Origin of the sequence: Mesorhizobium temperatum, assembly GCF_002284575.1 — a bacterium.
Taxonomy (GTDB): domain Bacteria; phylum Pseudomonadota; class Alphaproteobacteria; order Rhizobiales; family Rhizobiaceae; genus Mesorhizobium; species Mesorhizobium temperatum.
The window spans coordinates 26,578-50,421 of the sequence record NZ_NPKJ01000038.1; the positions used below are offsets into that span (position 1 = coordinate 26,578).

Annotated in this window: 21 protein-coding genes and 1 riboswitch; of the genes, 11 read left to right on the forward strand and 10 right to left on the reverse strand. The window is 62.5% G+C overall.

Annotated elements, in window-relative coordinates; translation table 11 throughout:
• The first annotated feature begins 49 nt into the window (after positions 1–49).
• The 3 genes from CIT26_RS10685 to CIT26_RS10695 all read left to right on the forward strand — a co-directional run bounded on the left by CIT26_RS10685 (position 50) and on the right by CIT26_RS10695 (position 2,519).
• Positions 50–733, forward strand: coding sequence for a DUF1345 domain-containing protein (locus tag CIT26_RS10685; protein WP_095492547.1), 684 nt, complete (start codon positions 50–52; stop codon positions 731–733).
• Positions 734–847: 114 nt separating this feature from the next.
• Positions 848–1,729 carry a cytochrome b/b6 domain-containing protein gene (locus CIT26_RS10690; RefSeq protein WP_095492548.1) on the forward strand — a complete coding sequence of 294 codons (882 nt, stop codon included), beginning with the start codon at positions 848–850 and terminating at the stop codon, positions 1,727–1,729.
• Position 1,730: 1 nt separating this feature from the next.
• Positions 1,731–2,519, forward strand: coding sequence for a molybdopterin-binding protein (locus CIT26_RS10695; protein ID WP_095492549.1), 789 nt, complete (start codon positions 1,731–1,733; stop codon positions 2,517–2,519).
• Between the two features lie 45 nt (positions 2,520–2,564).
• Here CIT26_RS10695 and CIT26_RS10700 read toward each other — a convergent pair whose 3' ends face one another.
• On the reverse strand, positions 2,565–3,530 hold the full coding sequence (locus CIT26_RS10700; protein WP_095492550.1) for a hypothetical protein: 966 nt from the start codon (positions 3,528–3,530) through the stop codon (positions 2,565–2,567).
• Positions 3,531–3,697: 167 nt separating this feature from the next.
• Positions 3,698–3,784, forward strand: a riboswitch (glycine riboswitch).
• A 148-nt stretch (positions 3,785–3,932) separates the two neighbouring features.
• Between CIT26_RS10700 and gcvT the strand changes: the two genes are divergently transcribed.
• Genes gcvT through gcvP form a run of 3 tightly spaced genes read left to right on the forward strand, consistent with a single transcriptional unit; the run spans position 3,933 to position 8,238 of the window.
• The gene (gcvT, locus tag CIT26_RS10705) at positions 3,933–5,033 is read left to right on the forward strand and encodes a glycine cleavage system aminomethyltransferase GcvT (RefSeq protein WP_095492551.1); all 1,101 of its coding nucleotides are present in this window, start codon (positions 3,933–3,935) and stop codon (positions 5,031–5,033) included.
• Between the two features lie 8 nt (positions 5,034–5,041).
• Positions 5,042–5,410, forward strand: a complete 369-nt coding sequence (gene gcvH, locus CIT26_RS10710) for a glycine cleavage system protein GcvH (RefSeq protein WP_095492592.1) — start codon at positions 5,042–5,044, stop codon at positions 5,408–5,410.
• Between the two features lie 17 nt (positions 5,411–5,427).
• Positions 5,428–8,238 (forward strand): aminomethyl-transferring glycine dehydrogenase, encoded by a 2,811-nt coding sequence (gene gcvP / locus CIT26_RS10715; protein ID WP_095492552.1) that lies wholly within the window; start codon positions 5,428–5,430, stop codon positions 8,236–8,238.
• A 71-nt stretch (positions 8,239–8,309) separates the two neighbouring features.
• Here gcvP and CIT26_RS10720 read toward each other — a convergent pair whose 3' ends face one another.
• Positions 8,310–9,476, reverse strand: a complete 1,167-nt coding sequence (locus tag CIT26_RS10720) for a GGDEF domain-containing protein (protein WP_095492553.1) — start codon at positions 9,474–9,476, stop codon at positions 8,310–8,312.
• A 267-nt stretch (positions 9,477–9,743) separates the two neighbouring features.
• On the opposite strand from CIT26_RS10720, the gene parE reads away from it, so the two are divergent.
• Positions 9,744–11,795 carry a DNA topoisomerase IV subunit B gene (parE, locus tag CIT26_RS10725; RefSeq protein WP_095492554.1) on the forward strand — a complete coding sequence of 684 codons (2,052 nt, stop codon included), beginning with the start codon at positions 9,744–9,746 and terminating at the stop codon, positions 11,793–11,795.
• Positions 11,796–11,950: 155 nt separating this feature from the next.
• Here parE and CIT26_RS10730 read toward each other — a convergent pair whose 3' ends face one another.
• A complete protein-coding gene (locus tag CIT26_RS10730) occupies positions 11,951–13,072 on the reverse strand; it encodes a DUF2336 domain-containing protein (protein ID WP_095492555.1) in 1,122 nt (373 codons plus the stop codon).
• A gap of 225 nt (positions 13,073–13,297) precedes the next feature.
• Here CIT26_RS10730 and CIT26_RS10735 point away from each other — a divergent pair, with 225 nt between their 5' ends.
• Positions 13,298–13,774 (forward strand): MaoC family dehydratase, encoded by a 477-nt coding sequence (locus CIT26_RS10735; RefSeq protein ID WP_483423508.1) that lies wholly within the window; start codon positions 13,298–13,300, stop codon positions 13,772–13,774.
• Positions 13,775–13,777: 3 nt separating this feature from the next.
• Positions 13,778–14,659 carry an HpcH/HpaI aldolase/citrate lyase family protein gene (locus CIT26_RS10740; protein ID WP_095492556.1) on the forward strand — a complete coding sequence of 294 codons (882 nt, stop codon included), beginning with the start codon at positions 13,778–13,780 and terminating at the stop codon, positions 14,657–14,659.
• Between the two features lie 62 nt (positions 14,660–14,721).
• Here CIT26_RS10740 and CIT26_RS10745 read toward each other — a convergent pair whose 3' ends face one another.
• Positions 14,722–16,182 (reverse strand): MFS transporter, encoded by a 1,461-nt coding sequence (locus CIT26_RS10745; RefSeq protein WP_095492557.1) that lies wholly within the window; start codon positions 16,180–16,182, stop codon positions 14,722–14,724.
• 131 nt (positions 16,183–16,313) lie between these two features.
• Between CIT26_RS10745 and CIT26_RS10750 the strand changes: the two genes are divergently transcribed.
• Positions 16,314–16,928 carry a TetR/AcrR family transcriptional regulator gene (locus CIT26_RS10750; RefSeq protein WP_095492558.1) on the forward strand — a complete coding sequence of 205 codons (615 nt, stop codon included), beginning with the start codon at positions 16,314–16,316 and terminating at the stop codon, positions 16,926–16,928.
• Between the two features lie 55 nt (positions 16,929–16,983).
• Here CIT26_RS10750 and CIT26_RS10755 read toward each other — a convergent pair whose 3' ends face one another.
• Positions 16,984–17,592 carry a flavin reductase family protein gene (locus CIT26_RS10755; protein ID WP_095492559.1) on the reverse strand — a complete coding sequence of 203 codons (609 nt, stop codon included), beginning with the start codon at positions 17,590–17,592 and terminating at the stop codon, positions 16,984–16,986.
• Positions 17,593–18,177, reverse strand: coding sequence for a nitroreductase family protein (locus CIT26_RS10760; protein WP_095492560.1), 585 nt, complete (start codon positions 18,175–18,177; stop codon positions 17,593–17,595). It lies immediately after the preceding gene.
• Between the two features lie 155 nt (positions 18,178–18,332).
• On the opposite strand from CIT26_RS10760, the gene CIT26_RS10765 reads away from it, so the two are divergent.
• Positions 18,333–19,298, forward strand: a complete 966-nt coding sequence (locus CIT26_RS10765) for a hypothetical protein (protein WP_095492561.1) — start codon at positions 18,333–18,335, stop codon at positions 19,296–19,298.
• Positions 19,299–19,348: 50 nt separating this feature from the next.
• Here the strand turns inward: CIT26_RS10765 and CIT26_RS10770 are convergent, their stop codons facing one another.
• The 4 genes from CIT26_RS10770 to yidD form a co-directional block, all read right to left on the reverse strand.
• Entirely contained in the window at positions 19,349–20,287 is a 939-nt protein-coding gene (locus CIT26_RS10770) for a lysophospholipid acyltransferase family protein (protein WP_095492562.1), read from the reverse strand.
• A gap of 84 nt (positions 20,288–20,371) precedes the next feature.
• Positions 20,372–22,348: a threonine--tRNA ligase gene (gene thrS / locus CIT26_RS10775; RefSeq protein ID WP_095492563.1), complete on the reverse strand. Its 1,977-nt coding sequence runs from the start codon at positions 22,346–22,348 to the stop codon at positions 20,372–20,374.
• 164 nt (positions 22,349–22,512) lie between these two features.
• Positions 22,513–23,337 (reverse strand): class D beta-lactamase, encoded by an 825-nt coding sequence (gene blaOXA / locus CIT26_RS10780; RefSeq protein WP_095492564.1) that lies wholly within the window; start codon positions 23,335–23,337, stop codon positions 22,513–22,515.
• Positions 23,338–23,474: 137 nt separating this feature from the next.
• Complete coding sequence (gene yidD, locus CIT26_RS10785; protein ID WP_095492565.1) at positions 23,475–23,843, reverse strand: membrane protein insertion efficiency factor YidD; 369 nt, start codon at positions 23,841–23,843, stop codon at positions 23,475–23,477.
• Position 23,844 lies beyond the last annotated feature (1 nt).

Sequence of the window (23,844 nt, forward strand, 5' to 3'; positions counted from 1 at the left end):
ACTTCAAAAGTGCTACAATGTCGTTTACGCGTCCTAAAGACAACGGGCCATGACGACCGAGTTGCCCCTGAAGAAACCACTTCACCGCCACATGCAGTTCGCGGTGTCGGCCTGCATCGGTGTAGTGGCACTGGCGATCGCGCTGGTCTTGCGCACTCCGCTCGCCTTTTCGATCGGCGCCAATGCGTTTTTCGCCGCCTACACCGTCATCGTCGTCGCCCAGATGCCGCTGCTCACCGACCGCTATCTGAGCAAGAACGCGCGGGCCACCGACCAGCCGGTGCTGGTCATCTTTGCGGTGACGCTGATTGTCGTCACCGTCGCGATCATCTCGCTGTTCCAATTGATCAATCGGGAGGGCAGCGCGCACCCTGTCGAACTCACCTTCGCGCTGCTGTCGATCCCGCTCGGCTGGTTCACCATCCACGCCATGACAGCGCTGCACTACGCGCATGTTTACTGGGTCAACGATGAAGAGACCAACCCCGGCAGCAAAGCGAAACAGAAAAAGCCGGTCGGCGGCCTCGTATTTGCCGGTAAGGAACGGCCGGACGGCTGGGACTTCCTCTACTTCTCGACCACCGTCGGGATGACCTCGCAGACCTCCGATACCGCGGTCTCGACCACGCAAATGCGTCACATCGTGCTTTTGCATTCGATCCTGTCGTTCTTTTTCAATACAGTGATCGTCGCCGCCGCGGTCAACCTCGCCGTCAGTCTCGGGAGCCGGTAGTATCGGGCAGCTCGTAATAATTCCGTGATCGGATGAAACATCGCTTTGGCTGGCAACGTATTGGGAGGAGAACGATCGGAAAGGCCGACTGAACGGCCGGGAGGACGCGAAAGAATGGAATCGGTCGCCAGGAGCCAATCCACCGTCGGGCCAGATACTGCCCTCCCGAAGGATGCGACGCTGATCTACCGGCAGTCGCGCTGGACGCGGCTGACGCACTGGCTCTGGGCCATCTCGCTGTTCTTCATGCTGCTTTCCGGCCTGCAGATCTTCAACGCCCGTCCCCAGCTCTATATCGGCAAGGAGTCGGGATTTGCATACAACAACACCGTCTTCGCCATCGGCGCCGAGAACACCGCAAGCGGCCCGCGCGGCTACACCGAAATCTTCGGCAAGCGCTTCGATACCACCGGCGTGCTCGGCTGGTCGGGGCCGGCGGGTCGGGAGACGTCCCGCGCCTTCCCGTCCTGGGCGACGATCCCCTCCTATTATGACCTCGGCACCGCCCGCGTCGTCCATTTCTTCTTCGCCTGGATACTGACCACGACGCTGGTCGTCTGGCTGGTCGCCAGCCTGATCAACGGTCATCTGCGCCGCGATCTTGTTCCGCGCATCGGCGATCTCAGGCGCTTGCCGCGAGACTTCGTCGATCATGCCAAATTCAAGTTCCACCACACGCGCGAATACAACACGCTGCAGAAGATGGCCTATGGCGGCGTAATGTTCGTGCTGCTGCCGCTGATGATCATCACCGGCCTTGCCATGTCGCCTAGCATGAATGCGGTGCTGCCGTTCCTCAACGATCTGCTTGGCGGCCGGCAGACGGCGCGGACCATTCATTTCATCGTGATGCTGCTGCTCGTCGCCTTCTTCATCATCCATATGCTGATGATCTTCGCCGCCGGCCCGATCAACGAGCTGCGTTCCATCATCACCGGCTGGTACCGAACCGACCCGCCGGCGCATGGCAGCAAAAAGCCGGAGAGGAGTGTGTGAGATGGCGAAGTTTGTGATCAGCCGCAGAAAATTCCTGACCTCGGCCAGCCTCGGCGTCTCCGGTATCATGCTGTCGGGTTGCGATGCCTTCGACAGTCAGCTTCGCGTCGGCGACGGCCTGCGCAGCTTCCTCGAAGGCGCCAACGGCCTGACGTGGCGCGCGCAGCGCCTGCTCGCCGGCGATTCGCTGGCGCCGGAATTCACCGAGGCCGACATTCGCCAGCCGCAACGGCCGAACGGCGTCACCGCACCGGACGACGATGTCTACAAGGGCCTGCTCGCCAACAATTTCGCCGACTGGCGGCTCGAGGTTTCCGGCCTTGTCGAAAAGCCGCTGTCGCTGACCCGTGAGCAATTGATGAACATGCCAAGCCGCACCCAGATCACCCGCCACGACTGCGTCGAAGGCTGGAGTTGCATCGCCAAATGGACCGGCACGCCGCTGTCGCTGGTGCTGGATCAGGCCGTGGTCAAGCCGCAGGCGCGCTACGTGATGTTCCATTGCCTCGACACGATCGACCGCAGCCTGTCCGGTGACATCAAATATTACGGTTCGATCGACCTGATCGATGCCCGTCACCCGCAGACGATCCTTGCCTATGGCTTGAACGGCAAGCCGCTGCCGGTCGAGAACGGCGCGCCGCTGCGTGTCCGCGTCGAGCGCCAGATCGGCTACAAGATGCCAAAGTATCTCCGCAAGATCGAACTGGTCGACAGTTTCGCCACTATCGGCGGCGGCAGGGGTGGCTACTGGGAGGATAATGGCTACGACTGGTACGGCGGCATCTGAGGCCAAAGCTCCGCCGTTTCCGATCAGTGTTTTAGCGCTTTTTGCTCAAGCGACCTTGTCGATCAGCGGCTTGAGCACCGGATGGATTTCCGGCGAGGCATGCTTGATCAGTGTCAGCAGCGCGCGCTCGTTCTCATGCAGCGGCCGGTCGCTGCCGATGCGCTCGGCCAGCCATTTCGCCTCGCTGGCGTCGATGGTTTCGGCGCGGCGGGCCAGCGCCTCGGCTGCCTTGTTCTTCGATTCCCATTCGGATTCGATATCGCCCGGCGCGCGATAGGCTTCCATGATGCCGGCGAGACCGCCCGATACCATGCGGCCGAAGAAGCCGCCGATCTCCGGATCGGCCTGATCCAGGAAAGAATCCTGGCGCAGCGCCACGTCGCGTACCGGCGCTTCATAGCCGGCCGAGCACATGACGAAATTGGCGATCGCCTTGACGAACAGATCATTCCACGACGGATCGTTGTTGGCTGCCGCAGTCCGCTCGTTGATCTTGAACAGCATCTCGGCCTCGGCGCGGGTGATCGCAATGTTGCCGTCGCCGCCATGGGCATAGAGGATGCGGCGCAGAAGCTCGACTTCGGCTTTGGCGATCAGGCCGGGGACCAGCCTGCCGCCGTGCGTCAGCGGCCCCTTGCCGTCGATGACGGCATCGGCGACCTGCTCCAGCGCATACACGCAAAGCCCGTTCGGCGACGACTTCGCTTTGTCCAAAACATGCACGAGCAGTTCGAGTTCGGTCCGGCTGTAGACCATGCCGTCGCGCGAAATCGCTCGGACCAGCCAGTCGGCATTGTCCTGCGAGATATAGCCCGCCGGCTTTTCCTGATGAACGATGAAGTCGGTGACGGCTTCGATGAAAAAGTCCGGCCATTCCGCGCATTTGTCCTTGGCCGTTGCGTCGAGCGCAAACAGCGCCTCGGCCTCGCCGCGCGTCACCACACCATCGCCGAACACTTCGCGACGCAGCATGACGACATCCTCGGCCGTGATGCGATTCTTCGAGGTCATGTTTCGTTCCCCGCCCAAACGCCGTTTGGACGGGGATATATCGGCAGTGTCTTGAGAAACCGGCAAACCGCGTGGTTAGCAAAGACTTGTCGGTAAGGTGTCGCTGGCAGGTGACAAGGTGTCGCCCACAGGCTATGGATGACGAGTCGAGGGCTCAAATTGAGTCCTACCTGTTTGCGGGAGAGAGCAGCGAGAGCTGCCGCCGAAGGGGAAATCGCCCGAAATCTCTCAGGCAAAAGAACCGTAGACGGGAAAGACACTCTGGAAAGTCGGGGCTTGCCCCCGCGCCGAAGGTGTAAGCGCTGCCGACAGAGTTACGGGGCGCGAGTCTCTCAGGCTTCAGACAGAGGGGCACGGACTGGTCGCCATTCGCGGCCGATTGCGTGCGACTCTGGAGACGACATGACGGGCGACGACACCAAACACCTTCCCCTCGAAGACCTGCACGTGGCCGCCGGTGCGCGCTTTGGCGCATTCGCCGGCTGGTCGATGCCGCTGACCTATCCGGCCGGCGTGATGAAAGAGCACCTTCATACCCGCGAGCATGCAGGGCTGTTCGACATCTCGCACATGAAGCTGTTCGAGATCAGTGGCTCGGGCACCGTCGCGCTTCTGAACCGAGCCTGCCCGTTAGACGCCGGCGCGCTTGAGATTTCCCAGTCCAAATACACGTTCTTTCTCAATGAAGCCGCCGGCATCCTCGACGATCTGATCGTCACCAGGCTCGGCCAGGCACGCTTCATGGTCGTCGCCAATGCCGGCAATGCCGAAGCCGACGAAAAGCACTTGCGCGCCCTTGCCATGGATTTTGACGCAAAGGTGGACGCACTCGACCGCGTCTTCCTGGCGATCCAGGGGCCCGAAGCCTGGGCCGCCTTGTCCCGCGGCGGCATCGAGACTGGAGCGCTGCTGTTCATGCACGGCTTTGAGCCCCGCGAGAACTGGTTCATGAGCCGGTCGGGCTATACCGGTGAAGACGGTTTCGAGATCGGCCTGCCGGAAGCGGACGCGCGAAATCTCGTCGCCAAACTGCTCGAGGACGAGCGCGTGATGTGGGTTGGGCTGGCCGCCCGCGACAGCCTGCGGCTCGAAGCAGGGCTGTGCCTGCACGGACTGGACATCACGCCTGAGACCGACCCGGCCAGCGCCGGGTTGATGTGGGCGATCCCAAAGGAGGTTCGCGCCTCTAGCGCTTTCATCGGCGCCGACGCATTGCGTTCAATCCTGGAGCGCGGCCCGGCGCAGAAACGCGTCGGCCTGAAGCCGGAAGGCCGCCAGCCGGTGCGCACCGGCGCTGCCCTTTTCGACGCCGACGGCGATCCCGCCGGCCACGTCACCTCGGGCGGCTTCGGCCCGTCGGCCGCCCATCCGGTCGCCATGGGTTATGTCCAGACGTCGCTGTCCAAACCTGGCGCAAAACTCTTCGCCGACGTTCGCGGGACCAAAATCCCGGTCGATATCAATCCCCTGCCCTTCACGCCGCATCGCTACCGCAAAGGATGAACCTTCCCATGGCAAAAACCTATTTCACCGAAGATCACGAATGGCTCCGCGTCGAAGGCGGTGTCGCCACCGTCGGCATCACCGACTACGCACAGGAGCAGCTCGGCGATCTCGTCTTCGTCGAATTGCCGGAGCTTGGGAAAAAGCTGGTCAAGGGCGATACGGCCGTGGTGGTCGAATCCGTCAAGGCGGCATCGGACGTCTATGCACCGGTCGACGGCGAGGTCACCGAGGCCAACACCTCGCTCTCGTCGGACCCGTCTCTGGTCAATTCGGCAGCGACCAGCGACGGCTGGCTGTGGAAGATGAGGCTGGCCGATGAAAGCCAACTCGAAGGTCTCCTGGATGAGGCCGCCTATAAAGCCCATATTGGTTGATAGCAGGACCAGGAAAGATGACCGCAGCACCCTACGCCTTCTCGGCCCGCCATATCGGCCCCGGCCTCAATGACGTCAGAGCCATGCTGGCGACGATCGGCGTTCCCTCGGTCGAGACGCTGATCACCCAGGCTGTGCCGAAATCTATCCGGCTCGACCGGCCGCTGGCCTTGCCGGCCCCGGCGAGCGAAGCGGAGGCGCTGGCCGAGCTTTCAGCGACAATGGCGAAAAATACAGTTCTGAAAAGCTTCATCGGCGCCGGCTACCACGGCGTCCACGTGCCGCCGGTCATCCAGCGCAACCTGTTCGAGAATCCGGCCTGGTATACGGCTTACACGCCCTACCAGGCTGAGATCAGCCAGGGCCGGCTCGAAATGCTGTTCAATTTCCAGACGCTGGTCACTGAGCTGACCGGGCTGCCGGTGGCGTCGGCCTCGCTGCTCGACGAGGCGACGGCGGTGGCCGAGGCTGTCGGCATCGCGTTACGCCATCATCGCGATAAGCGGACCAAAGTGGCGCTGGCCGGCACGCCGCATCCGCAGACGCTCGACGTCGTGCGCACCCGCGCCGAACCGCTCGGCATCGAGGTCGACGGCGAAACCATCGACGACAATACCGCCGCTCTGCTGGTCTCCTGGCCCGACACGTTTGGCGTCTATGGCGACCACAAGGCGGCCATCGAGAAAGCCCGTGCCACCGGCGCGCTGGTCGTCTTCATCGCCGATCCGCTCGGGCTGACGCTGACCGACGCGCCGGCAAAGCTTGGCGCCGACATCGCCGTCGGCCCGATGCAGCGCTTCGGCGTGCCAATGGGCTTTGGCGGGCCGCACGCCGCCTATTGCGCCGTCTCCGACAGGCTGACGCGGCTGATGCCCGGCCGCCTTGTCGGTCAGTCCACCGACAGCAAGGGCCGCCCCGGCTATCGCCTTGCGCTCCAGACGCGCGAACAGCATATCCGCCGCGACAAGGCGACCTCCAACATCTGCACCGCGCAGGCGCTGCTCGCCAACATGGCGACAGCCTATGCGATCTGGCATGGCCCTGCCGGGCTGCAGGCGATTGCGGAGCGAATCCACACGCTGGCCAATCGCCTGGCTGCCGGCCTCAAGGCAGCAGGCTTTTCGGTGCTTGGCGCCAGCCGCTTCGACACGGTGACGGTGGAAGTGAAAGGCAGAGCCGGCGCAATCGCCGCTGCTGCTGAAAAGACCGGCCGGTTGCTGCGCTTCATCGACGCCGACCACATCGGCATCAGCTTCGATGAGACCTCGACCGTTGCCGATCTGGACGCGATCGTGGCGCTGTTCGGCGCCAAGGCAGGCGCCGCTACCGGCAGCACCATGCCCGGAAAGCCGCGCGGCAAGGAGTTTCTCACGCAGCCTGTCTTCCACGACAACCGTTCGGAAACCGACATGATGCGGTTCCTGCGCCGGCTGGCCGACAAGGACCTGGCGCTCGACCGCGCCATGATCCCGCTCGGCTCCTGCACCATGAAGCTCAACGCCGCCGCCGAGATGATGCCGGTAAGCTGGCCTGATATCGCCAACCTGCACCCCTTTGCCCCGGCAAGCCATTCGGCCGGCTACCGCGCGATGATCGACGAGCTGGAAGGCTGGCTGGCGGAGATCACCGGTTTTGACGCGGTGACCCTGCAGCCCAATGCCGGCAGCCAGGGCGAGTATGCCGGGCTGCTCGCCATTCGCGGCTATCACCGCTCACGCGGCGAAGGCCATCGCACGGTCTGCCTGATTCCGTCATCCGCGCATGGCACCAATCCGGCGAGTGCGGCGATGGCCGGCATGAGCGTCGTCGTCGTGCGCTGCACCGAAGACGGCAACATCGACGTCGATGACCTGAAAGCCAAGGCGGACGAGCATGCGCAAGACCTCGCAGCGCTGATGTTCACCTATCCCTCGACGCACGGCGTTTTCGAGGAAGGCGCGCGCGACATCTGCGCCCTCATCCACAGCCATGGCGGCCAGGTCTATTTCGACGGCGCCAACCTCAACGCGCTGGTCGGTCTCGCCCGCCCCGGCGACATCAGCGCCGATGTCTGCCACATGAACCTGCACAAGACGTTCTGCATCCCGCATGGCGGCGGCGGTCCCGGCGTCGGCCCGATCGGCGTCAAGGCGCATCTGAAGCCGTATCTGCCCGGCCACGTCACCGAAGGCTCGGGTCATGCCGTGTCGGCTGCACCGTTCGGCAGCGCTTCGATCCTGCCGATCACCTGGATGTATATCCGCATGATGGGCGCTTCCGGCCTGAAGCAGGCGACCGAGACGGCGATCATTTCCGCCAACTACGTGGCGACGCGGCTCGAAGCGCATTTCCCGGTGCTCTACAAGGGCAGGCACGGGCGCGTCGCCCATGAATGCATCCTCGACACCCGCGTGCTCAAGGACAGTGCCGGCATCAGCGTCGACGACATCGCCAAGCGGCTGATCGACTATGGTTTCCATGCGCCGACCATGTCGTTTCCGGTGGCCGGCACCTTGATGGTCGAGCCGACCGAGTCCGAGCCCAAGAGCGAGGTGGATCGCTTCTGCGAAGCGATGATCGCGATATCGGGCGAGGCAGCCAAGGTGGCGAGAGGCGAATGGCCCTTGGCCGACAATCCGCTGGTCAATGCGCCGCATACCGCGGCCGAGGCGCTGGCCGGCCAGTGGACCCATCCCTATTCGCGCCTGGAGGCGGCCTACCCCGCCGGCGATGCCGACACATCAGCCAAATACTGGCCGCCGGTGTCGCGCATCGACAATGTCGCCGGCGATCGCAACCTCGTCTGCTCCTGCCCGCCGCTGTCGGAATATCTGGGTGCGGCGGAGTAGACCATGATCCCGAAAAGTGGAATCCGGTTTTCGGACAAGATCATGGTCTAACAAGAAGATAGAAGCCTCAGTCAGGCAGAACGCAAGGCCGGCGCGTCGGCCTTGCTCGTCTTCTGGGCGACGACGCGATTTCGCCCGGCGCGCTTTGCCGCATAGAGTGCTGCGTCGGCTTCGGCCAGCACGTGGTCGAGACTGGTGCCACCCGTCCCGCCAAAGCCAATGCCGCCACTGACTGTGCTGCGCAACGGACCAAGCTGGGTGGCCACGACTTCCGTGCCGAAGGCGACGCTGATCTTGCTCGCAATGTCGTAAGCCTTCTCTTCAGTCATCCGAGACATGACGAGGACGAATTCCTCGCCGCCCAGCCGGAAGGCGTCGACTCCGGTCCTGGCATATTTCCTGATGACAGCGGCGAAGCGGCGCAGAACCTGATCGCCGACCGGATGACCGAATACGTCGTTCGTTTTTTTGAAATGATCGAGGTCGAACATGGCGACGGACATGAACGGGCCGAAAACCCGCTCACCGTAGAATGCCGTCAAGGCCCGCCGGTTCATCAGCCCGGTCAATGGGTCGGTCATGGTCTCGGCCTTCAATTCGATCTGCGCCTGCAAATGGTGCAGGGAGAGCGTCAGTGCCCCGAGCCCGGTCATGCAGGCGACCGCCACGACGGAATTCAACCGTTCGGCCCAGTTGTCGGGTGCAACGCCGAGCACCCATTGGCCCTCGACCAGCAGGACAGCGCCGCAAAGCACGAAGGACATCGCACAGACGCCGCTCAGGAACGATACGACCAGCAATATCCGGCGATCGTGACCACCTTTGATCCAGAACATCACCCCGATAAGCGAGAGCAGCGCCGTTACCGTCGCGTAGGTGACGATGAAGCCGACGCCATCAAGGCCCAGCGACGTCGCGCCTGCGCAAACCGCCATCGCAGCCACGGTCGGCAAGATGGCGCGCCTGTAGTCGCGCACGCCGAGATACTGCATGGCCGACAGGCAGAGGGTCAGGAAACCCAGGCTGAGAAGCGCAAGCACAATCTGGCAAAGCCAGGGGCTGGGATGCCTGGCATAATGCCAGAACAAGACCACATGCGCGACGAGCACGAGAATGCCGCACGCCACCGTCAGCACAAAGCGTGCCTGTGGCGCGGTGAACCAGATCGCAAACATGGTGATGCTGAGGCACGTGCCCGACAGTGCCGCCGCGAGCAGGAGCGAACTGTAATCCAACATGCGCTAGCAGCAGCCTTTTCACGGGTTCTGCCGCATTCTAGGCCAGCGGCAGTGGACGGATACCGTTTTTCGGCCAACCTTCGGACGTAACCTTCGGACAAGGTTTACAAAGCGTCGATGCCCTCGACCCATTTCCGCCGCTTGGTTGTCGGATGGTTTTGCAGTAAGAGGCTCTATCCTCGAACGTAACAGGAACCTCCGTCGCCTGCCCGCAAAAAGCGTGGCAGTATCGGGTGGTGATTCGCAGCATCGGAATCCAGGACCAGCATGGACGACAGTAACGATCTTTTCGGCAGTTTGGACAAGCAGCCGCAACCGGTTCGCGCAACCGCGCGCCCGGCCGACCCGCTGGTGCAGGCGGCGAAGCGCCCGGCATCCCGCGACGGCAGCGAGAGCTACAGTGCCGCCGACATCGAGGTTCTGGAAGGGCTGGAGCCGGTGCGGCGGCGACCCGGCATGTATATCGGCGGCACCGACGACAAGGCGATGCACCATTTGTTCGCCGAGGTCATCGACAACGCGATGGACGAGGCGGTCGCCGGCCACGCAACCTTCATCGATGTCGAGCTTTCCGCCGACGGATATCTGGCGGTCACCGATAATGGCCGCGGCATTCCGGTCGATCCGCATCCGAAATTCAAGAAGCCGGCGCTCGAAGTCATCATGACGACGCTGCATTCCGGCGGCAAGTTCGACAGCAAGGTCTACGAGACCTCGGGCGGCCTGCACGGGGTCGGCGTCTCGGTCGTCAACGCGCTGTCGGACCATCTCGAGGTCGAAGTCGCGCGTGGCCGCCAGCTCTATCGCCAGCGTTTTTCGCGCGGCGTTCCGGTGACCGGCCTGGAGCAACTCGGCGAAGTGCACAACCGGCGCGGCACCAAGATCCGCTTCCATCCCGACGAGCAGATTTTCGGCAAGGGTGCGGCATTCGAGCCGGCGCGGCTCTATCGCATGACGCGCTCGAAGGCCTATCTGTTCGGCGGCGTCGAGATCCGCTGGACCTGCGATCCGTCGCTGATCAAGGAGAAGGACACGACGCCGGCCAAGGCCGAGTTCCATTTTCCCGGTGGCCTCAAGGACTATCTGAAAGCCTCGCTCGGCGACGAATTCCAGGTCACCCGCGAAATCTTTGCCGGCAAAAGCGACAGGCAAGGCGGCCACGGTTCGCTCGAATGGGCGGTGACCTGGTTCGGCGGCGACGGGTTCCTCAATTCCTACTGCAACACCATCCCGACCGGCGAAGGCGGCACGCACGAGGCCGGCTTCCGCAACGTTTTGACCCGCGGCCTGCGCGCCTATGCCGAGCTGGTCGGCAACAAGCGCGCTTCGATCGTCACCTCGGAAGACGTCATGATCTCGGCGGCAGGCATGCTGTCGGTGTTCATCCGCGAGCCGGAATTCGTCGGCCAGACCAAGGACAGGCTGGCGACGATTGAGGCGATCAGGATCGTCGAGACTGCCATCCGCGACCCCTTCGATCACTGGCTGGCCGACAACCCGCAGGAAGCCTCGAAGCTGCTCGAATGGGTGATCGCGCGTGCCGACGAGCGGGTGCGCCGCCGTCAGGAAAAGGAAGTTTCGCGCAAGAGCGCGGTGCGCAAGCTGCGCCTGCCCGGCAAGCTCGCCGACTGCACGCAGAATGCGGCGGCCGGCGCAGAACTCTTCATCGTCGAGGGCGATTCGGCCGGCGGCTCGGCGAAACAGGCGCGCGACCGCGCCAGCCAGGCGGTGCTGCCGCTGCGCGGCAAAATCCTCAACGTCGCCAGCGCCGGCAACGACAAGCTTGCCGGTAACCAGCAGATTTCCGACCTGATCCAGGCGCTTGGGTGTGGCACACGCTCGAAGTACCGCGATCAGGATCTGCGCTACGACCGGGTCATCATCATGACCGACGCCGACGTCGACGGCGCCCATATCGCTTCGTTGCTGATCACCTTCTTCTATCAGGAGATGCTGAGCCTGGTCCGCGGCGGCCATCTCTATCTGGCGGTGCCGCCGCTCTACTCGATCCGGCAAGGCGGCAAGGTCGCCTATGCCCGCGACGATGCGCACAAGGACGAACTTCTGCGCACCGAGTTCACCGGGCGCGGCAAGGTCGAAATCGGCCGCTTCAAGGGGTTGGGCGAAATGATGGCCGCCCAGCTCAAGGAAACCACCATGGACCCGAGAAAGCGCACGCTGCTCAGGGTCGACGTGATCGACGCCGAGGCGGCGACCAAAGACGCGGTCGACGCGCTGATGGGCACCAAGCCGGAAGCCCGCTTCCGCTTCATCCAGGAACGTGCGGAGTTTGCCGAAACGGAAGTGCTGGATATCTGAGCGTCTTCTGCTCGGCGAACCGCAAACGGGCGGCCGTCACTGTTGCAAGGCAGTATGTGGCTGGCATCACCGAGCGAAGCGAGGCGGCCGACATGTCGCAGATCCAGCCTCTCTGCGGAGCGCGATCGAGGATTTCCCGGATTTTTCGCGAAGGTCTAAGCCGCAGCGATCGCCAGCGCATGGCCGCGCGCGTTTTCGCGCAGCGCATCGAGATGGATCGATTTGACCAATCCGGCGAGATCGCCTTCGGCGGACTGCCCGCCCAATTCCTTCAGCATTAGCCAACTGACTTCCTGGACGCCGGCAAGGCGCTTGCCATTGGCGACCTCGCGCCAGATCTTTAGCGCACGCAGGATGATCGCGTGCGTGACCGCGGCAAGGCCGGCGCTGCGGAACAGCGCCTGCAGCGCCACGTCGTGCCCGCCGGCCAGCAGCGCTCTCACCCGTTGTTCGGATTGCTGGCTGAGCGCGACCAGCGCCGAGCCGAAGAAGTCGACCTTGCCATGCGCGATGGTGCGAATGATGAAGCTTGCGGTCAGGTCGCCGCGCAGGCGCAGATGCTCGATGAGCGCCGCATGTTCTTCCTGGCGCGTGCCTTCGATCAGCGTCATGGAAGCTTTGACGCAGGCGTCGCGCATGACGCGCTCGGTTCTGGAACGGCCCATCAGCGCCACCACCAGCGGCGAACCTTTGAGCGTTTCACCAAGTTTTATCAGCAGCATATGCCGGCAATCGGCGGGCAGGCGCGCATCTGAAATCAGCGCTTCGCGCACCGAAGGCAGATGGCCATGGCGTTCGGCGATACGGCGGAAGCTGAGCGAAGCGATGTCGGCGCCGCTGTTGGCGAGAAGCGCGGCGCAGGCTTCCGGCTCGCCGATTTCGGCGATCGCCGCTGCGACCGCCATGGAGACACGCGCACGATCCGCGATCAGTTTCTGCGTCGCCTTTTGGCCACCGGCAACGCGGTCGATCAGATCGGCATCGGTGAGCATCGGCGAACGTGCCAGCACCAGGCTTGCAACTTCCGGTTGATCGGACGCCAGCGCGCTGATGATCTGCAGCGGCGCGTGATGGCTCATCGACAGCGCTTCTGCAATCGCCAGCCGCACTTTCGACGAGGCATCGTCGAGCAGCAGCGTCAGCGCGGCCTCCGCCGCGCAGCGATCCTCGAAAGGCAGATCGGCATTGATGTAGGCGCGAGCCAGAGCGCCTGCCGCAGCGGCGCGCTCCGAAACCTTGGCCGTGTAGATCCATTTCAGGAAATGCGAAACAACCATGCCGTCCGCTGCGCCCCTAACCCGAGTCCGTTCCCGCCCCAGTGAAGACCGTAGGCAGAAATGGTTTACGAACGGTTCACCATGTTTGTTAACTGGCTTGCGAGCGCGGTATGCAGCGCCTATCAACCTTTCCTAGAGCGACATGGTCCCTTTCGGAAAGTACGCTCTAACACTTTGAATCTTCGCATCGTGCTTTTCGAAAAATCGATTCCGATTTTCGGGCCGATGCGGCAGCGGAGGAGATCGACCATGGCCGGGCTTTATCTGGAAGAGTTCGTCGTCGGTCATGTCTTCCGGCACACGCTGCGGAAAACCGTCACTGAAAGCGACAACATGCTGTTTTCGGTAATGACGCTGAACCCGCAGCCGCTGCACATCGATTTCGACTTCGCCGCCAAAAGCGAATGGGGCAAGCCGCTGGTCAATTCGCTGTTCACGCTGGGCCTGATGATCGGCATTTCGGTGAACGACATCACCGTCGGCACCACCATCGCCAATCTCGGCATGAAGGAGACGATGTTTCCGCATCCGGTCTTCCACGGCGACACGATCCGCGTCGAGACGACGGTGGTGTCGGTGCGCGACTCCAGGTCGAAGCCGGACCGCGGTATCGTCGAATTCGAGCACCGCGCCTACAACCAGAATGACGTGCTCGTTGCCAAATGCACGAGGCAGGCGATGATGATGAAGAAGGCGGCCTGACCGATGCGCTCGCTGCTGTTCGTTCCCGGCGATTCCGAAAAGAAGCTGGAAAAGGCGTTTGGCGCCGGCGCCGACGTGGTCATCGTCGATCTCGAGGATTCGGTCGCGCCACAAAACAAGGCTTTGGCACGCGACATCGCCGCACGCTCCATCACCGAACACAGGCATCAAACCAGATCCGCAATCTATGTCCGCATCAACGATCTCTCGACCGACCTGACCGATGACGATCTGGCGGCACTCGTGGCAGTGAAACCCCACGGCATCATGCTGCCGAAGTCGAATAGCGGACAGGATGTCCAGCATCTCTCGGCCAAGCTCAGGGTGCACGAGGCGGAAAGCGGGCTGCCGGATGGTGCGATAAAAATCCTGCCGATCATCACCGAAACAGCTGCCGGCGTGCTGGCGGCCGCGACCTACGCCAACGCAAGTGCGCGGCTTGTCGGCGTGACCTGGGGTGCGGAAGATCTGTCGGCAGCAATCGGTGCGCGCACGGCGCGCGACGAGATTGGCCGCTACACCGATGTGTTCCGCTTCGCCCGCACCATGACCATCCTCGCCGCGGGTGCTGCGGAAGTCGCGGCGATCGACACGGTTTTTCCGCACTTTCGCGACATGGCCGGCTTCGAGGCGGAATGCGCCGAGGCAGAGCGCGACGGCTTCACCGGCAAGATGGCGATCCATCCGGCGCAAGTGCCGGCCATCAACGCCGCCTTCACGCCGTCGGCCGAGGCGGTGAAACACTCCCTGGTGATCGTCGAGGCATTCGAGGCGGCTGGAAATCCCGGCGTCGTCGGCATCGATGGCAAGATGTACGACCGGCCGCATCTGCGGCTGGCAGAGCGGCTTCTGGCGCGAGCCAGAGCGGCAGGGATTCCGGCCTAGAGCGGGCTTTCTGCGGGATGTGCTAACTTTGGGGGTGTCCTATAACTCGCCGGCAGTAGAGGTCATTCGGGTAACTTTCTCGGCAGCCAGAGCCACGCGATGATGCCAGTTGCAAGAGTCAGTAGACCGCCGGCGCCGACCGCGACATGTAAACCGGTGAGGAAGGCTTCGTTGGCCCGCACGATAATTTCAGGGTCCGACTGATCGAGTGTTTCGTTGAGCGTGCCGGCCACGCCGGGACCCAACAGCCGGAAACTCAGCGCGGCCAACGATCCGAGCAGGGAAATTCCCAGCGCGTTGCCCAGTTCGTTGCTGGTCTCGGCGATCGAACTCGCCGCACCGGCTCGTTCGGCAGGAACGGCCGACACTGCTATCTCGGCCACCAGGCTAAAGGATAACCCATATCCGACGCCAGCGATCATGGTCGAGGCGATGAAGGCCGCGATTCCGACCTCGGTGGTCGTGAACAGCAGCAGGAGGACGCCGACGCTGATGAGCAGATGTGTGGCAACAAGGGCAGTTTTGCGGCCTATCCGCTCCACGATGCGAGCAGTGCCCACGCAAGTCGCCGTCAGCACGATCGCGCCTGGCAACGTCAGCAGCGCAGCATTGAAAACATCAAAGCCCAGCACCGATTGCAGATAGATGCCCGATAGATATCCGGTAGCCGACCAGACAACCAGCGTAAGAAGGCCGGTTAAGATGGCGATGGAGAAAATGGGGTCTCGGAATAGGTCCAGGTCGAGCAGCGGGTAGTCAACCCTGCTCTGTCGGCGCACGAATAGCCCAAGGGCAAGGATGCCGACGATCCCGATGGTCAACAGTGTCGGCGTGAAGCCATGGGCCGCCGCGCTCTTGAGCGAATAGGTGAACAACAGGATACCTGCGAAGGACAATTTGAGGCTCACGAGATCGATTCGCCCGTAGCTAGTCGAACGCACCTCCTGCAGCAGTACCGGTGCAGAGATCAGGAAGCCGATCACGACGGGGACATTGATCAGAAACACGGCGCCCCATTCGAATTGCCGCAATAGCAACCCGCCGATGACGGGCCCGATGGCGAAACCAGCCGCAAAAGTCGCCGCGAAAATGCCGATCGCCTGAGCGCGCGTTCGCGGATCGGGGAATAGGGAGCTCACGATCGCCAGCCCGGACGGCAACAGTGTCGCGCCGCCCAGTCCCATAAGGGCGCGCGAGGCGATCAGGCTTTCAGGCGTTTGCGAATAGGCTGCGCCGAGCGATCCAGCACCGAAGACCACCGCGCCGACCATGATCAGCTTCAGCCGCCCGTAACGGTCGCCGATATTGCCGAAGGCGATCAGCAGCGACCCGACCACGAAACCGTAGATGTCGAGAATCCAAAGTGCTTGGTCGGCGGTCGGCGTGATGGCCGAGGTCACACGCGGCATGGCGAGATAGAGTATCGAGCCGTCCATAGCTACGAGCAGGACCAGGGGCAAGACGGCCATGAGGCCCAACCATGCCCTGCGGTCGGTCGGGCGTGCAAGTGAAGTATCGGTCATAGGGCACACAAATCCTCTGCGTACGGCATGCTAAGGCGTGCCGCTTCGGCCGCCGGGGGACGGCCGGCGGATGGTTGCGATCGAAGAGCGAACTCTATATACTTCAGGTAAGTTACTTTTGGTACATAGCCGTGTCAAGCACACCGAAAAATAGCGAAGCCACGCAGAGACGCGTTCGCCTCAGTCGCGAGCAGCGACTAAGCCAGCTCCTTGAGGTGGCGAGATGGCTGGTTCGCGAAGAAGGCACCGACGCGTTGACGCTGCCGCGCCTAGCCGAACAGGCCGGTGTCGCCAAGCCGGTGGTCTATGACCATTTCCGGACGCGCAACGGCTTGCTGACCGCCCTCTATCAGGATTTCGACGCGCGCCAGACGGCGCTGATCGACGCCGCCCTTGAAGGAAGCGCTCCGGGTTTGGAGGAGAAAGCTTCTGTCATCGCATCGTCCTACGTCGAATGCGTGCTGGCCCAGGGCCGTGAGATCCCCGGCGTGCTGGCCGCGCTGGCAGGCTCGCCCGAACTGGAGACCGTCAAGCGCGACTACCAACTGGATTTCATCGAGAGGTGCCGGAAGGCGTTGGCCCCATCTACAGGGCCAAGAGGGATCATGCAGGCCGGTTTTTGGGCGATGTTAGGCGCAGCCGACGCCTTGTCCAATGCTGCCGCGACAGGAGAAATCACCGCTCAACAGGCGCAGGACGAACTTTACGAGACGATCGTTGCGATGATCAAGAGAAGCAATCGTTGACGCATGCCTCCCAACCAAGAAATTAGAGTTCCACCTGATCCATCGGGATCAGGTTCTAATCCTTTCCCCAGCGCGGCCGGCGCATCGAAAATATCTCGCTGACGCTGGCATAGTCCATATAGCCGAGACGGCCGACATTGCCCGCCCTGGCGATATCGAAGATGCCGTCTTTCAGAAATGCATCGTCGATATGCACGCCGACGACTTCGCCGGCAACGACGACAGCGCCGGTCAGCGTCCCGTCCAGCGCCTTTGGCCGCAAGATCTCCGTCACCCGGCATTCAAGCGCCGCGGGCGCTGCCGCCACGCGGGGCGGCGCAACAAGGCGCGACGGCGCCATGGTGAGATCAGCATAGTCGAATTCGGTCACGCCGCGCGGCGCATCGACCGCCGTGCGAACCATTTTTTCAGCAAGATCGCGGCTGACGAGATTGGCGACGAACTCGCCTGTTTCTTCGGCGAAGGTGGCGCTGTCCTTCTCGCCTTCGGACGAAAACCAGACGATGAAGGGCCGCGTCGAAAACGCATTGAAGAAGGAATAGGGGGCGAGGTTGACCTCGCCAGCCTTGTTCACCGTCGAGATCCAGCCGATCGGCCGTGGCGCCACGATCGCCTTGGACGGGTCATGCGGCAGCCCGTGACCTTTAGACGGCTCGTAGAACATTCAGCCCACCCACGGCCCCGCATAGTCGGCATAGAGCCTTGCCGGATCTGGTCGCGGCCGCTCGGGCGCCGGCCCCTGATAGGAACCGATATGGACGAAGCCGACGACCCGCTCATGCGGCGCCAGCCCCAGGATCGCCCTGCCCTCCGGCACATCGGAATACCAGTTGCTGATCATGTTGGTGCCATAGCCCAGCGCATTGGCTGATATCATCAGGTTCATCGCCGCCATGCCGCCGGACAGGAACATCTCCCATTGTGGGATTTTTGAGTTTTCCTTCGGGCTTGATACCACGCCGATCACCAGCGGCGCGCGCGAAAAGCGCGCCAGTTCCTGGTTGTGGCGGCCTTCTGGCAGCGGCCCTTCGCGCTGTGCGGCAAGGGCTGCCAGCTTCTTGCCGATCTCGACGCGTGCCTCGCCCCGATAGAGGATGAAGCGCCAGGGCTCGAGCCGGCCGTGGTCCGGCACCCGCGAGGCGGCTGCAATCATCGTCGCGATGTCAGCGTCGCTCGGTGCTGGTTCCTTCAACTCCGGGATCGGCACGGAATTTCGGGTGAGCAGAAAATCGATGATCGGCGACGCCATGGGCGCAAGTCTCCTTGGAATTTAAGCTGAAGCGCACCATCGGGGCATCGGGCGGCTCGGGCATTGGCGCGGCGCGCCGACAAAGAGCCTCTAGCAGAAGCTGATCGGACTCTTAAGCCTTGAAATTGCCACCGCCTTGGGCTTCAACGCAAGGCATGTTTGAGGGGACATTGCGACTTTTCCTGATCTGGCTCGCTGCCGCGCTGTTGATGGTGCCGGTGCCGCTTGCCGTCGCTCAGGATGCGGACGGCCTCGGTGATCTGAAACTTCCCGGAATTTCGAGCTATGCGCCTCCGAAAAGCGATGCACCGCTGGCAGTGGGGAGCAGCGGGGCGATCACGCTGTCGGCGCAATTGACCGACAAGGGCGCCGACATCACACGTGGCATCGTCTGGCGCGTCTTCAAGCCTGACCCCACCGGCGACGGCAAGCTGCCGATGGTCGCTTCCGCCCATGGTGGCAGCGCGGTGTTCCAGCTCGAGCCCGGCAGCTATCTGGTCCATGCCTCTTACGGCCGGGCCGGCGCCACCAAGCGCATCACCGTCGGCAAGGACGCCAAGCGCGAAAGCCTCGTGCTCGATGCCGGCGGACTCAAGCTCGACGCCGTGCTGTCGGGCGGGGTGCGCATATCGCCGAAGAAATTGCGCTTTTCTATCTATGAAGGCCAAGCCGAGGCCAATCACGATCGCGCCCTGATCATACCCGACGTCGAGCCGAACAGCGTCGTGCGGCTGAACGCGGGCGTCTATCACGTCGTCTCGACCTATGGCTCGGTGAATGCGGTCATCCGCTCCGACATCCGCGTCGAGGCCGGCAAGCTGACCGAAGCGGCCGTCGAGCACCGTGCGGCGGAGATGACTATGAAGCTGGTACGCGAAACGGGTGGAGAGGCGATCGCCGACACCTCCTGGTCGTTGCTCAATGAATCCGGTGATCCCATCAAGGAAACCGTCGGCGCCTTTGCTTCGATGGTGCTTGCCGAGGGCGACTACACGATCATCGCCAAGAACCGCGACCGGATCTACCAGAAGGATTTTACCGTCGTGGCCGGGCAGAACAAGGAAATCGAGGTTTTGGCCACGGAGGCATCGGCGATGGATCCCGAGGAAGGCGCGGACTAACCGTCCGGACATTGCCGTGTAGATTCGGGTCCAGCAGCCTGATTTGTCGATCAGGCCGCCTTGCGTATGCGTCGCGGCGGGAATTGGCCGCGGCCGCGCGCCTCGGCCGGCGCCAGATCGAAAACGCCACGATGGAGGCGGTCGAGCAAAGCCTTGCGGTCGCGCAGCGGCTCCAGTTCGTCCCATCCCAACACGTCACCGATGCGCACGTCGATCGATTTGCCCGACAGCCGCGCGAATTCGTGGATGAGCAGGGAAATGCGCAGCGTCAGCGAAGCCTTGCCGACTAACTTCGCCACACGCCCGTCGCGCTCGGCCATATTCATTGGTCCGCTGACTAGGTGGAACAGCCGGCCGTTCTGGCCGGAAAAGTGCATTGGGACAACCGATGCCTTGGCATCCTGGACGAGACGGGCCGGAAACATCTTCCACGGCAGATCACGCGCCCGGCCAAAACCTTTTGGCGCGGTGGCGACGCCGCCCGCGGGGAAGATGACGATGATGACGCCCTCTTTCAGCAGCCGCACCGCCTCATGGCGCACCGCCATATTATTCCTGAGCGCGTCCTTGGTCTCGGAAAAGTCGATCGGCAGCGAATAGGGCTCCATCTCGCGGATCTTGAGCAGATCCTTGTGGATCATGACACGGAACGGGCGCTGAAGCTGCTCGGCCAGCGAGAGCACCGCAATGCCGTCGCCGATGCCAAACGGATGGTTGGCGACGATCACCAGCGGCGTGTCAGGCAATTTTTCCGGCGGCCATTGGCCGGTGGTCCGCACCTCGACATCGATCAGCTCCAGCATGCGGCTGAACACGCGCTCGCCGGTCGGCACCACATGGCGCCGCCAAAAGTCATAGAGGGCCGCGAAGCGGTCGCGACCGGACAGGCCTTCGATGGAGTGGATGAACCAGCGCGTCAATGCCGGCTGATGCGGGCTGGCATAGGAAAGCTCGGGAAACGGCCTTTCGCGCATCTTCAGCTTGAGCATGAGGGCTCGTTACAAGGCTGGCGTGACAAGCATGTGAAATGGGTGGATCGCTCCACCGCCATTTCGTCGACAATCCGGCTGAACTCAGGCCGCTCGTCTGCGCTTGCGGTCGGGCGTCACCGCTTCTTCGGCAAGCATTGCCACCGCCTGGCCAAGGCCGAGCGACTCCTGGTCGCGCGAGCCGAGCCGGCGGATGTTGACCGTCTCTTCCTCCGCCTCGCGCTTGCCGCAGACGAGGATGACCGGAACCTTGGCCAGCGAGTGCTCGCGGACCTTGTAGTTGATCTTCTCGTTGCGAAGATCGGCTTCCGCCAACAATCCGGCCGCCTTCAGCTGCGCGATGACCTTTCGCGCGTAATCGTCGGCATCGGAGGTGATCGTCGCCACCACCACCTGCAGCGGTGCGAACCACAGGGGGAAATGGCCGGAATAGTTCTCAATCAGGATGCCGAGGAAACGCTCCATCGAACCGCAGATCGCGCGATGCACCATCACCGGCTGCTTTTTTTCCGAATCGGAACCGATGTAGAAGGCGCCGAACCGTTCCGGCAGGTTGAAGTCGACCTGCGTGGTGCCGCATTGCCAGTCGCGGCCGATGGCGTCCTTCAGCACATATTCGAACTTCGGCCCGTAGAACGTGCCCTCGCCCGGATTGACGCCCGTCTTGATCCGGTTGCCCGACCGCGCCGCGATCTTGTCGAGCACGTCCTGCAGCACGGCCTCGGCATGATCCCACATCGCGTCGGTGCCAACCCGTTTTTCGGGGCGGGTCGCCAGCTTGACGGTGATTTCGTCGAAGCCGAAATCGGCATAGGTCGACAGGATCAGGTCGTTGATCTTGATGCACTCGTCGGCGAGCTGTTCCTCGGTGCAGAAGATGTGGGCATCGTCCTGGGTAAAGCCGCGCACGCGCATCAACCCATGCAGCGCGCCCGACGGCTCATAGCGATGCACATTGCCGAATTCCGCAAGTTTTACCGGCAGATCGCGGTAGGACTTCAGCCCGTGCTTGAAGATTTGGACGTGGCCGGGGCAGTTCATCGGCTTCAGCGCAAACACCCGGTCGTCGTCGGTGTCGTCGCCAGCAACCGTCACCTTGAACATATTGTCTCGGTACCAGCCCCAGTGGCCTGACGTCTCCCACAGGCTCTTGTCGAGCACCTGCGGCGCGTTGACCTCCTGATAACCCTGCTCGTCGAGCCGGCGGCGCATGTAGTTGACCAGGTTCTGGAACATTCTCCAGCCCTTGGCGTGCCAGAAGACGACGCCCGGCCCCTCTTCCTGGAAATGGAACAGGTCCATCTCGCGGCCGAGCTTCCTGTGATCACGCTTTTCGGCCTCCTCCAGCATCATCTGGTAAGCATCGAGCTGCGCCTGATCGGCCCAGGCCGTGCCGTAGATGCGGGTCAGCATCGGATTGTTGCTATCGCCGCGCCAATAGGCGCCGGCCACCTTCATCAGCTTGAAGGCACTGCCGATCTGCCCGGTCGAGACCATGTGCGGGCCGCGGCAGAGGTCGAACCAATCGCCTTGCGCATAGATCTTGAGGTCCTGATCTTCGGCAATGGCGTCGATCAGTTCCAGCTTGTAGCGCTCGCCCTTGTCGGCAAAGATTTTCTTCGCCTTCTCGCGCGACCAGACCTCTTTGGTGAACGGCTTGTTGCGCGCGATGATCTCGCGCATCTTCTTCTCGATCACCGGGAAATCATCGGGCGTGAACGGCTCGTTGCGGGCAAAATCATAGTAGAATCCGTTCTCGATCACCGGGCCGATGGTCACCTGCGTACCCGGCCACAATTCCTGCACGGCTTCGGCCAACACATGTGCTGCATCGTGGCGGATGAGCTCCAGCGCGCGCGGGTCTTCGCGGGTGATGATCTCGATCGTGCCGGACTTGCCGAGCGGATCGGAAAGATCGCGCACCACACTGTCGATGCTGTAGGCAACGGCCTTCTTGGCCAGCGACTTCGAGATCGACTCTGCCAGGCCAGCGCCGGTCATCGCCGCATCGTAGTCGCGGACGGAGCCATCGGGAAATGTCAGGGAAACGGAATTCAGCATAAAATTCTCCTATCCAGTCCCGCAAACGAGCGCGGGTGGTGAAATGCGTGTCGCCCAAAAGTGTGCAGCGGTTTTGGGGCTACGACATGCACAAGTAAACGCCGGATGCGTCCGGCGGCAGTCTTTTATGGGCAGATTCCCGTGCCGTAAAGGCGAATGGCCGATCACTTACTCTTGTTGATGAGATTCGGTAGCTCTTTCAGGAATATCGCCCGCGTCTGAGGACCCTTGGGCGTGTCGGAACGTTTCGTATCGATTACCAGGCGGGCAAAGACGATGTTGCGAGTATCCTTGTTCGCCCAGCCGACAAACCAGCCAAGCGAGCGCTTGTCGCCGCTGTCGCCAAGCCGTGTGGTCCCGGTCTTGCCCTGCACGGTCCAGCCACCTGCCTGGAAGGTCGGCAAGATCGCCTCGGTCATCGAATAGGCCTTGTCCGAAACCAGCAGTTTGCGGGCGAGCAAACGGCGCAAGAAATCGACCTGTTCAACCGGCGAGATCTTGAGGGAAGAATTCACCCAGGACCGGGTGAGGCCATCATTCTTGCCGGCATTGCCGGAAACATCGGTGTTGCCGTAGTCGAATTTCGAGACATAGCCGGCGAACCGCTCGCTGCCGAGGCGGCGGGTGATTTCCCGCGAAAACCACAGCACCGAGTCCTTTTCCCAGATCGTTGGGTCGACGGTCTTCTGGTCCCGCTTTACCGCCTTGAATTCGGGCTTGTAGTCCCAGCTCGGGGTGTGCGCGTCGATCAGGATTCCCGCGTCATAGCCGATCAGCGACAAGGGAACCTTGAAAGTCGAGGCGGGGCTGAAGCGCTGGTCGCAAATTCCTTGCCGATGCAGCGTTTCGCCGCTCGCAGCATCCAGGATCAGTGTGCATTCGAGGTCTTTCAGCGGCGCGGATTGAGCGCGGATCGGAAAACCCAACAGCCAGGCCAGGAGGTAGAGAACCAAAGCGAAAACAAATGGGCGGCGGTCGATCTGGCGCATTGGGGCAATCTCTCCTGAGGCATGTCAGGAGCGGCTTAACGAGGCGTCTTGTCTCGATTTTGTCCTAAATGCGCAACGTGCGGTTAACCCTAGCAAATCGTAAAGATCCTGCCCGATGCAGAGCTCCCCTTTCCGCATCAGCTTTCAGGGTCACTGCGCTTTTTTCCGATCCGCCAGTATCGCCAGGGCGTGAACCAGACATAGCGCTCAGTCAGCACCTCCGGCACCCTGTCGATGCCATGCGTTCCGCCCGGCCCGCAGCGCAGCACGCGGAAAAAACCCATCCAGCCGCCGGCCCATAATCCATGGCGGGCGATCGCTTCATGCGCATATTCGGAACAGGTCGGCAGGTGCCGGCAGGAATTGCCGACAAAGCCTGACAGCGTCAGCTGATAAAAACGCACGAGCGACGTGCCGAGGATTCGGCCGGGCGTCTTGCGCCATGGGCCGGGCCAGTTGCGCGTGTATCGCGGCCTCTGGTGATGGTGCGTGTGATCCGTCGCCATT